At 60.1% G+C, this 13,001-nt stretch carries 15 protein-coding genes; 8 read left to right on the top strand and 7 right to left on the bottom strand.

What is annotated here, in order from left to right:
- Window positions 1-31 precede the first annotated feature (31 nt).
- Window positions 32-382 (top strand): hypothetical protein, encoded by a 351-nt coding sequence (locus AB0O97_RS15195; RefSeq protein WP_363844667.1) that lies wholly within the window; start codon window positions 32-34, stop codon window positions 380-382.
- Window positions 383-533: 151 nt separating this feature from the next.
- On the opposite strand, the gene AB0O97_RS15190 is transcribed toward AB0O97_RS15195, so the two are convergent.
- Entirely contained in the window at window positions 534-767 is a 234-nt protein-coding gene (locus tag AB0O97_RS15190; RefSeq protein WP_363844664.1) for a hypothetical protein, read from the bottom strand.
- Between the two features lie 109 nt (window positions 768-876).
- Here AB0O97_RS15190 and fdxA point away from each other — a divergent pair, with 109 nt between their 5' ends.
- The 6 genes from fdxA (at window position 877) to AB0O97_RS15160 (ending at window position 5,714) form a co-directional block, all read left to right on the top strand.
- A complete protein-coding gene (gene fdxA / locus AB0O97_RS15185; RefSeq protein ID WP_203313656.1) occupies window positions 877-1,200 on the top strand; it encodes a ferredoxin in 324 nt (107 codons plus the stop codon).
- A gap of 61 nt (window positions 1,201-1,261) precedes the next feature.
- Complete coding sequence (gene dapC / locus AB0O97_RS15180) at window positions 1,262-2,401, top strand: succinyldiaminopimelate transaminase (RefSeq protein ID WP_363844661.1); 1,140 nt, start codon at window positions 1,262-1,264, stop codon at window positions 2,399-2,401.
- A gap of 219 nt (window positions 2,402-2,620) precedes the next feature.
- Window positions 2,621-3,904, top strand: a complete 1,284-nt coding sequence (locus AB0O97_RS15175) for a citrate synthase (protein ID WP_363883797.1) — start codon at window positions 2,621-2,623, stop codon at window positions 3,902-3,904.
- Between the two features lie 192 nt (window positions 3,905-4,096).
- Window positions 4,097-4,282, top strand: coding sequence for a hypothetical protein (locus AB0O97_RS15170; RefSeq protein ID WP_363844655.1), 186 nt, complete (start codon window positions 4,097-4,099; stop codon window positions 4,280-4,282).
- Window positions 4,283-4,338: 56 nt separating this feature from the next.
- Entirely contained in the window at window positions 4,339-4,962 is a 624-nt protein-coding gene (locus AB0O97_RS15165) for a TetR family transcriptional regulator C-terminal domain-containing protein (RefSeq protein ID WP_363883795.1), read from the top strand.
- Between the two features lie 140 nt (window positions 4,963-5,102).
- Window positions 5,103-5,714, top strand: a complete 612-nt coding sequence (locus AB0O97_RS15160) for a hypothetical protein (protein WP_363844793.1) — start codon at window positions 5,103-5,105, stop codon at window positions 5,712-5,714.
- Window positions 5,715-5,736: 22 nt separating this feature from the next.
- Here the strand turns inward: AB0O97_RS15160 and AB0O97_RS15155 are convergent, their stop codons facing one another.
- From AB0O97_RS15155 to AB0O97_RS15130, 6 genes are all read right to left on the bottom strand, one after another.
- The gene (locus AB0O97_RS15155) at window positions 5,737-6,606 is read right to left on the bottom strand and encodes a hypothetical protein (RefSeq protein ID WP_363883793.1); all 870 of its coding nucleotides are present in this window, start codon (window positions 6,604-6,606) and stop codon (window positions 5,737-5,739) included.
- A 63-nt stretch (window positions 6,607-6,669) separates the two neighbouring features.
- On the bottom strand, window positions 6,670-7,662 hold the full coding sequence (gene dapD, locus AB0O97_RS15150; protein ID WP_363883792.1) for a 2,3,4,5-tetrahydropyridine-2,6-dicarboxylate N-succinyltransferase: 993 nt from the start codon (window positions 7,660-7,662) through the stop codon (window positions 6,670-6,672).
- A gap of 74 nt (window positions 7,663-7,736) precedes the next feature.
- Entirely contained in the window at window positions 7,737-9,320 is a 1,584-nt protein-coding gene (locus tag AB0O97_RS15145; RefSeq protein WP_363883790.1) for a molybdopterin-dependent oxidoreductase, read from the bottom strand.
- Window positions 9,321-9,427: 107 nt separating this feature from the next.
- Window positions 9,428-10,210: an anti-sigma factor gene (locus AB0O97_RS15140; protein WP_363844641.1), complete on the bottom strand. Its 783-nt coding sequence runs from the start codon at window positions 10,208-10,210 to the stop codon at window positions 9,428-9,430.
- Window positions 10,210-10,791, bottom strand: a complete 582-nt coding sequence (gene sigK, locus AB0O97_RS15135) for an ECF RNA polymerase sigma factor SigK (protein WP_363844790.1) — start codon at window positions 10,789-10,791, stop codon at window positions 10,210-10,212. Before sigK ends, AB0O97_RS15140 begins: the two co-directional genes overlap by 1 nt.
- Before the next feature lie 76 nt (window positions 10,792-10,867).
- Entirely contained in the window at window positions 10,868-11,554 is a 687-nt protein-coding gene (locus AB0O97_RS15130; protein ID WP_363883789.1) for a fasciclin domain-containing protein, read from the bottom strand.
- Window positions 11,555-11,752: 198 nt separating this feature from the next.
- On the opposite strand from AB0O97_RS15130, the gene dapE reads away from it, so the two are divergent.
- Entirely contained in the window at window positions 11,753-12,937 is a 1,185-nt protein-coding gene (dapE, locus tag AB0O97_RS15125; RefSeq protein ID WP_363844635.1) for a succinyl-diaminopimelate desuccinylase, read from the top strand.
- Window positions 12,938-13,001: the final 64 nt, after the last annotated feature.

The raw sequence follows: 13,001 nt of genomic DNA, 5'->3' as shown, positions 1-13,001 counted from the left end.
CAGCCTTCCCCCTCCACGACGTTGGGCCATCATGGCGGCAGCCGCCGGGGCTGGAATTGGCAGTGGATTGCTGGGGACCTCGCTGCATGGCCACGCGTGGTTCCTCAACAACGGGCAAACCGTCGTCCCCTTCGGCGCGGCCTTAGCGCTGCTGTTGCTGGTATCCGTGGCCTTGTTTGTGGGGCTGTGGAGTAGGAGCGCTTGGATCGTGGTGCTGTGCGGAGCCGCAGCCTACTTGACGGCAGGCGTGCTGTCCCTGCAGCTGGGATCAGTGGGCATCATTACCGGCAATATGCAGGGCAATGTCTGGCTGTACGGCATTGCCGTCGCCACACCGCTCACGGCCTGGCTGGTCAATGTGCTGCTGAAATCACGCAAGTAATATCCGGCCGACTTTGCGCCCGGGCACGGTTACGGCGTAACGATGCGCCACTGCTTGAGCTGCGTGCCATTCAGCCGCAACCGAACGCAGCTTCAGTGTCAGTTCCGGCAACGGCCAGTCAGCAGCCCGAAGCTGCCCTCAGTAGCCTCATCTATCCCTGCACACGCCGCGCTCGGGGTGCCGGCGGCGGGGGAACAGCCTTGGCGAGTTGGATGTCGTCGTACTTTATGGTGACGGGACCGGTGCGGGTGGTGATGGTGCAAGAACCAGAGTCGCGGGCACTCAGATCACCAAGAGCGTCGGTGGATCCGCCGTCGATCCGGTAGCGGACCACCATCCGGGTGCCCAGTGGAAGCTGCGCGAGCCGTGTCAGTGCAGTGTTCATTACTTCATACTAGGTCGCGCTAAGGTGCGCAGCTCGCCGCCCTTGGGGGATAATGGGTGCACCGGTGTCGAATTGTGCCGGAGAAGACTTGTGAGGAAGGTTGGGGTTCGTGACGTACGTAATTGCGCAGCCGTGCGTGGATGTCAAGGACAAGGCATGTGTTGAGGAGTGCCCTGTTGACTGTATCTACGAGGGTGAACGCTCGCTCTACATCCACCCCGACGAATGTGTTGACTGTGGTGCCTGTGAACCTGTGTGCCCCGTCGAGGCCATCTACTACGAGGACGACACACCGGATGAGTGGGCCGAGTACTACAAGGCCAACGTTGAGTTCTTTGACGTTTTGGGCTCCCCTGGCGGTGCCGCAAAGATCGGGAACACGCACACGGATCACCCGCTGATTGCCGCACTGCCGCCGCAGAACCAAGACTGAACCAGCGCTCATATTCCCGTCCGCCTAATCCCGGCCGCACCCTGTGAACAGCAAGGAACCTGTGAATCACAAGCCCTTTGGCCTGCAGCTCGCCGACTACCCGTGGGACGCGCTGGCGCCGTATCTTCAAACGGCCAGCCAGCACCCCGACGGGCTCGTCAACTTGTCCATCGGCACGCCCGTGGACCCCACGCCTGCCCTGATTCGGGAGGCCCTTGCGGCTGCGGCCGATGCGCCGGGATACCCCACAACGCACGGCACCCTGGCCCTGCGCCAGGCCATTGTGGAGTGGTTTGCCCGGCGCCGGAACGTGCCGGGGCTTGCCCCGGCGGACGTCATGCCGACCGTTGGATCGAAGGAATTGGTGGCTTGGCTGCCGTTGTTGCTGGGGCTTGGCGCTGGTGATGTGATTGTCCGGCCTACCGTTGCCTACCCCACCTATGACATGGGCGCCACCTTTGCCGGGGCTACCTCCGTCGCTGCGGATTCCCTTGACGAGCTCGACGCTGAGACCCTCGCCCGGGTGCGGCTGGTCTGGGTTAACTCCCCGGGCAACCCCACCGGAATTGTGCGCGACGCGGATGATCTTGCCGAGCTGGTCCGGGCGGCGCGGGAGATTGGCGCCGTCGTGGCTTCCGATGAATGCTATGGCGAGTTGGGCTGGGGACAATGGGACGTGGAAAACGGTGGAGAAGCCGTGCCGAGTGTCCTGGACCCGCGGGTCTCAGGTGGTTCGAATGAGAATTTGTTGGCCATTTACTCGTTGAGCAAACAGTCGAACGTTGCTGGTTACCGGGCTGCTTTCGTGGCTGGCGATGGCGCCATCATGGCCAATCTGATCAACAGCCGCAAACATGCGGGCATGATCGTGCCATACCCGGTCCAAGAAGCCATGCGGGTTGCCCTCGCGGATGAGACCCATGTGCAGGAGCAGAAAGCGCTCTACCGCCGCCGTCGTGAACAGCTCGTGGGGGCGCTGGAAGCCTTCGGGCTGACCATCCACCATTCAGAGGCCGGACTGTACCTGTGGTGCACTGCCGGTGAAGACACCTGGACCACCATTGGCAGGCTCGCCGAACGTGGCATTGTGGCTGGACCTGGCACCTTTTATGGGGAAGCCGGCCACGGTTTTATCCGGGTTGCACTGACAGGCAGCGATGAACGCATAGCGGCCGCCGTGCGTCGATTGAGCGCAAAATAGCCCAGTTTTCTCACATATTCCACACAAAATGCCCTCTGGATTAGTGTTGAAGGCACATGAAGCGGTAGTTTCGTAGGTAGCCGTCCAGGCCGCTGCATGCTTGTGTTGCCAAGACTTATTGGGGATTTTTGCGGTCCGGTATGCGAGTGCATCGCGGGCTGAGAAGTTTTTAGATCCATTGAAAGCCTTTTTTGAAGGCAACCTCATGAAGGGGACTCCATGTCTGATTCTACAGGCGCATCGCTGCGCTATGACGGCGGAGAGCTTGATCTTCCGCTCCTCGAAGCTGTTGAAGGCAACGACGGGTATGACGTTTCCAAGCTCCTGAAGACCACCGGCAACGTCGCTTACGACCCCGGCTTCGTCAACACCGCCGCCACCTCCTCGGCGATCACCTACATTGACGGTGAGGCAGGCATCCTGCGTTACCGCGGATACCCCATCGAAGAACTGGCCGAGCACTCCAGCTTCCTAGAAGTTTCATACTTGCTCATCTACGGCAACCTGCCCACCCCGGCAGAGCTGGACGCCTTCGATCAGCGCATCCGCCGCCACACCATGCTGCACGAAGACCTCAAGGGCTTCTTCGGCGGCTTCCCGCGCGATGCCCACCCCATGCCGGTGTTGTCCTCCGCTGTCTCGGCCCTGTCCACGTTCTACCAGGACTCCCTGGACCCGTTCGACGACGAGCAGGTTGAGATGGCCACCATCCGCCTGATGGCCAAGATGCCCGTCATCGCCGCCTACGCGTACAAGAAGTCCATCGGTCAGCCCATGCTGTACCCGGACAACTCCATGAACCTGGTGGAAAACTACCTGCGTCTGAGCTTCGGCCTGCCGGCAGAGCCCTACGAGATGGACCCGATTGTAGTCAAGGCTCTTGACCTGCTGCTGATCCTGCATGCCGACCACGAGCAGAACTGCTCCACCTCCACGGTGCGCTTGGTAGGTTCCGCCAACGCCAATATGTTCGCCTCGGTTTCGGCCGGCATCAACGCACTCTTCGGCCCCCTGCATGGCGGCGCCAACGAGGCAGTGCTGAACATGCTCCGCCAGATCCAGGACAGCGGCGAGCCCGTTGAGAAGTTCGTTGAGCGCGTCAAGAACAAGGAAGACGGTGTGAAGCTCATGGGCTTCGGACACCGCGTCTACAAGAACTACGATCCGCGTGCCAAAATCGTCAAGGCCACGGCCCACGAAATCCTGGAAAAGCTCGGCGGCAACGACGAACTCCTCGACATCGCCATGCGTCTGGAAGAAGTTGCGTTGACAGATGAATACTTCATCTCACGCAAGCTCTACCCGAACGTGGACTTCTACACCGGCCTGATCTACAAAGCCATGGGCTTCCCCGAAAAGATGTTCACGGTTCTGTTTGCCATCGGCCGTCTGCCGGGCTGGATTGCCCAGTGGCGCGAAATGATGAAGGACCCCGAAACCAAGATTGGCCGCCCGCGCCAGCTGTACACAGGCGAACCGGAGCGCATGTACCCCTCGCGCTAACAGCGCGCCCGGTGGTCGAGCCCCGGTGGTCAAGCTGGTCGAGACCCTCGCTGGTCGAAACCTGACTCCGCCCGGACCAAGTACGACGGCGGCGGGAGACTTTCCCTTGGGAGAGTCGCCCGCCGCTTTTCTTATGTGAGCCCCTTTTGCTAGCCCTTTCGATAGACCTAGGACGAGAATAAAATTATGAAAATGTCAACGCTGTTGCTGCACACCTTTTCCATGGCGTTCCCCATTGTTGTTGTGGTCCTTGGCATCTTGGTCCTAGTGGGCAAGACAGTTTTCCTGCCCTTCTTTATTGTTTCGCTGGTCATCATGATTGTGTTGCTGGTGCTGCTGTACATGGACAGGAAAAAGTCCACCGCAGCGGGCAAATAATCTCACGCTGCGCCGTGCCGCGGGCATTCGTGAGACATCTGTGCTAAAAAAGATGTGTGCCGAAAATTGTGAATGCGGATGACCGCCGAGAACTTGTTGCTGATGCCGTATTTCGGGTAATTCGGGAGCGTGGTTTGACACAAGCATCGCTACGTAACGTGGCGGCTGAGGCCGGTCTTGCCCTAGGTTCGGTGCGGCACTATTTTGACGATCAGGCCGAGCTGATGGAGTTCGCCTTCCGGGTCAACTCCGAGCGGATCCACCTGCGGGCACTGGACAAACTCGAAGTACTTGAAGATGAGGATCTGCCCACCGAGGCCGAGGCCTTGTTGGAGAAGTGCGCAGTGGTTCTGGAAGAGCTGCTGCCGCTCGATGGATCACGCAGCGCCGATGCCGTGGTGCACATGGAATTCATGCTTGACGCCCGCACCAATCAAACTCTGGTCGATGCCGCACAGGACGACTACCGGGCTACCGGAGCAGTAGTGGGCAGGGTGGTGCTGCAGTTGATGGAAAGCCCGCTGGCGGCGCCCGGGCTGGTTCCCGTGGATGAAGCAGAACGCCTCATCGGCTTACTGGACGGGCTGAGCCTGCGGATGGTGCTGCAGCCTGCCTGGGCCGCACCAGAGCAGGGTCAGGCCACACTGCGCCGCCACCTGCAGGCCCTCCTCGCCAGCTGAGGTCTCGAGCCGGCTAGGTGCTCGACCGGATTATTCTCGAGACAGTGCCGCGCTGGTGCGCTTGAGAGTAATCTTGGGAGTGGGAATGGTGGGCCATCAAAATGGCCGCACCATCAATGCGGCAGGTGGAGGAACAAACCATGCATCACACCGGTGGCCCAGGGTGGAGGATCACGATGGATACCTACACCCCCATGCTCATGGCACTGTATTTCCGCGATGTGGCGGGGTTATCGGGTGCCGGAAATCCCGCACTGTCCCAAGTAGCCCCGACTGTGAGGGCGGCCGACCATTCAATGCTGGTGGCTGGCGTGGGCGGAACAGGTGCATTGCGGGACCAATGGGAGTTTTGGTGGAGCCAGCTGCTACATTCTTACCCCAGCAATGAACCAAATCTCAGCCCTCCGGACTTCCCCGAGCTGGCTGGTATGCCAGCACTGCAACGGGTGGCACACGCCCACTTTGGTGCCGCCGTGAGCTGGTCCCATGAGCAGAAACAGGTGTATTCCAGCATGGCCGCGCAGCGCGAGACCATGGGTGGACACAAGATCCTGGCGGATCTGGTGCAGAACCGAGAAATGGAGCTGGGCCGCAGTGCCCGGGATTTCACCTTGACCATTGTGGAGGTTCCCCTTGCTGAGCCAAGGGCGTGGTTCATTGAACCCAACAGGTTGATCATGAGCTCCCATCTGCTCGATGATCAGGTAAACTTCCGCAGCTATGTTCAGCCTGTTGTGGAACTACTGGTCTAGCCAACTTCGCTAGGCGACTTTTCTAGGCAACAGCCGGCGGCGCCAGGGTGAGCGTGACGATTCCGGTTCCGGCAGCATCGGTGGGCTGCCAGCCCAGATTCTCGCCATCCTGAGTGGCCGCCCGGTTCCAGCGAAGTCCCTCGTAATCGATCTGCACAATCCCCAAAGACTGGGCATTGGCCAAGGCCCAATGCGCTGCCATCCAGCCGAAGGCGTCACCGGCGTCGATCACCACTGTGTTGCTCTCGCCGGCGTGCATGGGTAGTTGGCCCAGAGCCACCTGGGCAGTGGCGATCACCGTTTCAGGGTGGGAGCCTGCAGCTGCTGGCGGCAGAGTACAGTTCAATCCCTGCGGGGTTTGCCCTGTTAATGCGGAGGCAAAAGCCCGCGATAGCGGCTCGTGCTGGGCATAGGCGTGTGGGAAACCGGAGCGCTGAACAATCTGGGCGGCGTCGTTGATGGGCAAATTAACGTAGTCAGGGACCTGAGCCAGGACGTCGTAGAACGCGTTGGCGGAGTACACAGGGTCCATGATCTGCGCAACGGTGCCCCAATCCTGAGAGGGCCGTTGCTGGAACAATCCCACAGAATCCAGATCACCGTAATCGATGTTGCGCAGCTTCGATTCCTGCAACGCCGTCGCCAAGGCAATGGAGGCGGCCCGCGCCGGCATGCCGCGCTGAATAGCCAATCCGGAAATCAATGCAGCATTTTCACTCTGGTCCACGGCGAGCCAGTAACTGCTCTCGCCAACCGTGGCCGTGCATCCCACGGCAAGGCTGGGGACGAAAGCACCACGCACTGAGTTCAGCAACCATGCGCCACCGCCAACGATCAGGCCAGCCACAACCACCACCACGGTAAGCCACGCGAACGTGGCTTTGCGTCTCATCGTGGACCGCCTGCCCGGATCAAGGCACGGGGCGATGCCGGGCTTAAGGCGCGGATCGAAAAGTTAGTTCGCATGCAGACTGTCATTGAGGGCCACGGCGGAGGCTCCCTTGCGGGGGAGTACTTCCACCTCGCCGGAGGTTGAATTGCGCCGGAACAACAAGTTGGCGACACCGGAGAGCTCGCTGGCCTTGACGATCACAGTGGTGTCCTCGCCGTCGTCGTTCTTGGGGCCCAGAACCCGGACCCGGGTGCCGGCGGTGACGTACAGGCCTGCCTCGACGATTGAGTCGTCGCCAATGCTGATGCCCACACCCGAGTTGGCGCCCAGGAGCACGCGTTTGCCCAAAGCAACCCGTTCCCGGCCACCGCCTGACAGTGTTCCCATGATCGAGGCGCCGCCGCCAACATCGGTGCCGTCGCCCACCACAACACCTGCAGAGATACGGCCTTCCACCATGGAGGTGCCAAGGGTTCCGGCATTGAAGTTGACGAATCCTTCGTGCATGACCGTGGTGCCTTCAGCCAGGTACGCGCCGAGCCGGACGCGGTCTGCATCGCCCACGCGGACGCCGGCAGGGATCACGTAGTCCACCATGCGCGGGAACTTATCCACCGAATACACCGTGACGGGTCCTCGGCGACGCAGTTTGGCCCGGGTCAATTCAAAACCTTCCACGGCGGCGGGGCCGAAGTTCGTCCACACCACGTTGTTCAACTTGCCGAAGATGCCATCGAGATTGATGCTGTTGGGCGTCACCAAACGATGCGAGAGCAAGTGCACGCGAAGGTAGGCGTCGGCAGCATCGGCGGGTTCGCCGTCGAGGTTAATCTGGGCGAACACCACACTCTGGGTGACGCCGCGATCGGTGTCCGTTCCGTTCTGCGCCAGGGCGGTCAGTTCCTCGCCGGCCGTGGATACGTTGCCCACGATGTCGGTTCCGGTGCCAAGTGCTGGCGTCGGGAACCAGACATCGAGCACTGCGCCTGAATCGGCAATTGTGGCGAGGCCGAAGCCATGGGCGGAACGGTCGGTCAACGGCGCAGTTTCAGTCATGAATCAAGTCTATAGACGGCGGTACGCGTCCCCAACATCTGACACATTCCGTGGACAGCTGATGTGAACGTAGCTCACGTCACGTTGAACGTGATGGAGTGCCAGCCGGTGGAACCATCTGGTTCCGGGGGAGCCTGGTCCTGAATTTGGAGGGTGCCGTCGGCATCGTAGGCACGCACCCGGACCTTGTGAGTTCCGGCCGGAGCGTTGTCCCACATGTACGACCACTGCCGCCAAGTGTCCACCGAGGCCTCGGCAGCCAGCGTGGCCTCCTGCCAAGCGCCGTCGTCAATCTGGACTTCAACTCTGGAGATACCCTTGGTTTGAGCCCACGCACTGCCGCCAACGGCCACTGTCCCGGCAGGAACCCGGCCCAGCGCCCGGGGAACCTCTACCCGTGAGGCGGTCTTGATGGGGCCGTGGGAGCTCCAACCTCTGGAGGTCCAATATCCGGAGGCCTGGGCAAAGGTTGTCACTTCCAGATCAACCACCCACTTGGTGGCGGAGACGAATCCGTACAACCCTGGCACCACCATACGCACCGGAAAGCCGTGTTCCAGCGGCAGCGGCTCGCCATTCATGCCCACCGCCAGCATGGCGTCGCGGTCATCCTGCAACACGGGCAGGGGAGTGGAGGCGCTAAAACCGTCAATGCTGGTGGAGAGAACCATATCGGCCCCGGCCTTGGGCTTGGCGCGGGCCAGCACCTCGCGCAGGGGGTAACCCAGCCACTTGGCATTGCCGGCCAGATTTCCGCCCACCACATTGGATACACAGGTCAGGGTCACATACGACTCAATGAGATCCTGGGCCAACAGCTCATCAAAGCCGATCGTGAACTCTTCCTCCACCATGCCATGCACGCGCAGCTGCCACTTGGCCGGATCAACGTCCGGCACGGAAAGAGCGGTGTCGATACGGTAGAAATCATCATTGGGTGTCACAAAAGGTGTGACCCCATCCACGGGCGCCTGCACCCCGGCGGGCAACGCTGCTGCCTGAGTTTTCGGGGAGGGGAGCTTCAGCGCTTCGCGAACGGCAATGGCGGTGTTGCGAGCACCGTTGATGACAGTGCCACCCAAGCCAACCACGACGGCGGCCCCCGCCAACAGCGCCGACCTCACCAAGAAGGTGCGCCGGCTGGGAGCCAGCTCGTCTGCGGTAGAAAGGTTCGTCGTCGTACTTGTGGTGGTGCTGGCGCTCGTGTCCTGGCTGAGGAAGCGAAGGGCAAAGAGGCCGGCCAAGGTGCCCAACAGCAGAGGGAAGAGATCGGCGAGTCCGGCGCTGGCCCGGGTGATGATGCAGGCGCCCATCACGACGGCGAAGATGACAACCAAGGTGGCGCCGGCGGCGAGTTTCTTGCGGGCTACGACTCCGGCGACGGCCGACAACACGGTAGCCACGATGACCATGGAGAGGAGTAAAACAAATTTGTCGTTAGTACCAAAGGTGGCGATGGCGAAGTTCTTCATCCATGCAGGTGTGAAGTCGATGAAGGTGGATCCCATTGAGGTCATCGGGGAGGATGCGGGGCCAAAGAACGCCGAGACGAATTGGGCGACAGCAAAGAGAACTCCCGCCGCGATGACGCCGGCTAGGGCACCGAAGAGATTTCCGCGCAAGAAGTCTCGCTGTGTAGCTTTAGTGCGCTTGCCCATGGGAGGCTCCTTTTGGCTCTGAAATGACTACCTGAAGTAGCTGGTAGAAGTACATACTGGTACTTCGGAGCCAAAAGCCCTCCGGATTGCTCCGGAGGGCCATGGGTCTAGATTTCCTGTACCAGGATCGGCGTGGTGGTTGGCTGTTCAGAGCCACCCGCTGGTTCCACGGTGATGCCTATATGAGTAGCGGCACCGATTTCGCCATTGAGTATCTGCATGGCAGGCTCGCGGTTGCTGTCCATCAGTCCAGCGGAAACTGCGCCGCCTGCCGAGATGAACCAAAGTTCGTAGATTTTCCCTTGTGGTGCTGGTGGCATCCCATTGACCATGACGGCAGCCCTATTTGCTTGGTTTGACGATGCGACAGTGACGGTTGCTCCATCATCCATTTCCGCAGTGGCAATTTTGGAATCGGGTGAGTTCATGATGCTCAGCATGGTTTGTTGTTGAGCCTGGGCAGCAGCCAATTGTTGCTGTGCCTCTTGATCAGAGGAATTTTGACCAATGGCCCAGCCGCCTACTCCCACTCCGGCGAAGATTGCCAGTGCTGCGGCGGCGCTCAGAGCTGGTGCCCAACGGTTTCGCCGGGTACTGCTTCCGCGATGGGGCGCGGACAAACTGCGTGCTGAGGAAATATCGCGGACCACTGCCGTGGCAGGAAGTTGGGGAGTGTTGCGGATGGCAGCCATGACACTGTTTTTCAAAGCCGGCGGAGGTGTTTCTTCGGCGGTTCCGAATGCCAAGAGCGCGGCAGTCTCGCTGAGGCCACGAACCTCTTCCAACGTTTCAGCATTGTTCAGTGCATGCCGTTCGAAGGCAGTTCGCTCCCCGTCGGAGAGTGAATTCAAAGCGTAGGAGCCGGTCAGTAGATGCAGTTGCTCTTCCATCACGCCACCCCTAACTTTTCTCTTAGCCTGATCATGCCATCACGAATTCTTGTTTTTACTGTACCTATGGGGATTTTAAGTAACTCGGCCACTTCTTGATGTGTATACCCACCGTAGTACGCCAAACTGATTGCTTCTCGCTGTGACTCTGTGAGAGTCTCAAGTGCTTCGCGAACTCGAGCGGCTTCCATCTGGTTTTCCACAGTGTCTGCGACGTCGTCGTAGCTTTCTTGATACTCCTTGATTCCCTGACGAAGATCCCTATCGGAACTTGCCTGGCTAGCCCGGACTCTGTCTACGGCTCTGCGGTGGGCAATTACCAGAATCCAGGACATTGCTTTGCCTCGGTCGGCATCGAATCGAGACGCTTGCGCCCATACATCCACAAAAACTTCTTGTGTGACTTCTTCGCTTTGTGCCTGATCTCGGACAATGCGTTTGACCAGTCCAAACACTCGTGGTGCAACGGCATCATAAAGTTCTTCGAAGGCCGCCTCGTCGCCCAAGGCGACGAGGCGGATCAAGTCCTCATGGGTCGGTGGAACCAGTGGTTCGACGGACCGTATCCAAGGTAAACGCATAGGGTCTACTTTGTCACGGTCTATACCAATGAGCACATTTCCTTCGTTGGGTGTTGCAATCTGTTGGCTAGAAGTACTACTTCTTGGCCGGCGGCATCAGAACGGTGTCGATCAGGTAGACCGTTGCATTGGCAGTCTTGACGCCGCCGCAGATGACCTTTGCATCGTTGACCATCAGGTTGTCACCGCTACCGGTGACCTTGACCGTGCCGCCTTCAGCAGTGGTCAGATCGCCGGGGAGATCGCTGGGTGAGATCTGGCCGGGAACCACGTGGTAGGTCAGGATGGAGGACAAGGTGGCGCTGTCCGTCTTCAGGCCTTCAATGGTGTCAGCCGGGATCTTGGCGAAAGCGTCATCGACCGGAGCAAAGACAGTGAATTCGCCGGAGTTGAGCGTGTCCACCAGGTTGACGTCCTTGTTCAACTGTCCGGAGACCGCGGCGGTGAGGGTCTTCAGCAACGGGTTGTTTGATGCTGCGGTCGTAACCGGGTCGGCAGCCATGCCAGCCACTGAGCCTGCACCGTCGGGAACAGCTGCAGCGTAGTCGGCACAGCCAGCGCCAACCAGTTCGGCGGCCGGGTCCATAGCCGCTGAGGAGCTGGGAGTCATGGATGCGTCAGCAGAAGTCATCGGGGCAGCTGAGCTGGGATCTGCTGCCGTGTCAGCTGAGCTGCAAGAGGTCATGCCCAATGCTGCAACCGCTAGGAGGCCAAGTCCCATAGTGAGGCTCTTACGGGTTCCAAACTTCAAGGTGGTGTTCATGATGATTCTCCGTAGTGTGAAATCGGAAGGATTCCGTTGTGCTTCTCCCGTGCCGCTTGTCAAAAGATCAGCTGATCTTTTGAGCTGCTGCTGTGGGCTGTCAGATAGTACTTCGGAGCCATCGGAGCATTGGATTGGATCGGAGTGGAAAGAAATTAGAAAGTTTTTTGTACGTCATTACGCCGGTAAAATGGACCAATGACCACACCCAGCCACGCCACTGATTCTTCTGATCCCACTGATCCGCGCGTCTCGGGTGAGTCGCATGGGCCGGCTCGGACGGGTGGCCAAAAAGGTGAGGCGGGCGTTGCCGTGCTCGATCTGCATCAAGACGTGGCGCAGCTGACGGCGGCACTGATGGATATTGAAAGCGTCTCAGCTAATGAAGGTGCCATCGCCGATGCTGTGGAGGCGGCGCTTCGTGCGCTGGGGCATTTGTCCGTAACGCGCAATGGGGATGCAATCGTGGCTCGCACCGAATTGGGGTGCGCCGAGCGGGTGATCTTGGCGGGGCATCTAGATACCGTGCCGCTGCCCACCACCGAAGGTTCGCGTGGCACGGTTCCCAGCTCGTGGGACGGCGAGGTGCTGTATGGTCGCGGTGCCACCGACATGAAGGGCGGAGTCGCCGTGCAGTTGGCGCTGGCAGCAACGATGCCCAATCCGAGCAAGGACATCACCTTCATCTTCTACGATCACGAAGAAGTTGCGGCGTCCAAGAGCGGGCTGGGCCGGCTGGTGCGGGAAAATCGGGAACTACTCGACGCCGATTTCGGCATTCTGCTTGAGCCCACCAATGGGACGGTGGAAGGCGGCTGCAACGGCACGATTCGCTTCGAAGCAACCACCCGCGGCCTGGCAGCTCACTCGGCCAGGGCCTGGATGGGTGAGAACGCCATCCACGCAGCGGCCCCAATTCTCGCCCGGCTCGCGGACTACGAGCCCGCCACGATCAACGTTGATGGGCTGGAATACCGCGAGTCACTGAACGCTGTGAAGATTCATGGCGGTACCGCCGGCAATGTGATTCCCGATCAGTGCGTGGTCGAAATCAACTATCGTTTTGCCCCGGACAAAACGCCAGCACAGGCCGAAGAGCATGTTCGTGCGTTGCTGGACGGTTTTGATTTGGTCTGTACGGATTCTTCGGCTGGCGCGCGGCCTGGGCTGAATGCACCGGCTGCCGCCTCATTTGTGGCAGCCGTGGGACGCGAACCGCTGCCCAAGTACGGGTGGACTGATGTTGCCCGGCTGAGCGAAATGGGCATTCCGGCCGTCAACTTTGGCCCGGGTGATGCCTTGCTTGCACATTCTGACAACGAACATGTGGAGGCATCGGCCATTCGGGAGTGCCTCGCCGCCCTGACGCGGTGGTTGAGCTAAGTCGCTTGCAGCGCTGACGCGCTGGTTCTTGGAAACCAACGGGCCAGTGGTCACCATGAAAGGT

This window comes from Specibacter sp. NPDC078692, assembly GCF_040686835.1.
GTDB lineage: Bacteria > Actinomycetota > Actinomycetes > Actinomycetales > Micrococcaceae > Specibacter.
The sequence above is the reverse complement of the archived record's forward strand: the minus strand, read 5'-3'. Positions and strand labels throughout refer to the sequence as shown.

Bases quoted from the DNA above. Each gene is read 5' to 3' on its own strand.
- AB0O97_RS15190 (WP_363844664.1), bottom strand. From the start codon at position 767: ATGAACACTGCACTGACACGGCTCGCGCAGCTTCCACTGGGCACCCGG.
- AB0O97_RS15130 (WP_363883789.1), bottom strand. From the start codon at position 11,554: ATGAACACCACCTTGAAGTTTGGAACCCGTAAGAGCCTCACTATGGGA.
- AB0O97_RS15195 (WP_363844667.1), top strand. From the start codon at position 32: ATGGCGGCAGCCGCCGGGGCTGGAATTGGCAGTGGATTGCTGGGGACC.
- AB0O97_RS15140 (WP_363844641.1), bottom strand. From the start codon at position 10,210: ATGGAAGAGCAACTGCATCTACTGACCGGCTCCTACGCTTTGAATTCA.
- dapD (WP_363883792.1), bottom strand. From the start codon at position 7,662: ATGACTGAAACTGCGCCGTTGACCGACCGTTCCGCCCATGGCTTCGGC.
- AB0O97_RS15155 (WP_363883793.1), bottom strand. From the start codon at position 6,606: ATGAGACGCAAAGCCACGTTCGCGTGGCTTACCGTGGTGGTGGTTGTG.
- AB0O97_RS15160 (WP_363844793.1), top strand. From the start codon at position 5,103: ATGCATCACACCGGTGGCCCAGGGTGGAGGATCACGATGGATACCTAC.
- dapE (WP_363844635.1), top strand. From the start codon at position 11,753: ATGACCACACCCAGCCACGCCACTGATTCTTCTGATCCCACTGATCCG.
- sigK (WP_363844790.1), bottom strand. From the start codon at position 10,791: ATGCGTTTACCTTGGATACGGTCCGTCGAACCACTGGTTCCACCGACC.
- AB0O97_RS15175 (WP_363883797.1), top strand. From the start codon at position 2,621: ATGTCTGATTCTACAGGCGCATCGCTGCGCTATGACGGCGGAGAGCTT.
- AB0O97_RS15170 (WP_363844655.1), top strand. From the start codon at position 4,097: ATGTCAACGCTGTTGCTGCACACCTTTTCCATGGCGTTCCCCATTGTT.
- AB0O97_RS15145 (WP_363883790.1), bottom strand. From the start codon at position 9,320: ATGGGCAAGCGCACTAAAGCTACACAGCGAGACTTCTTGCGCGGAAAT.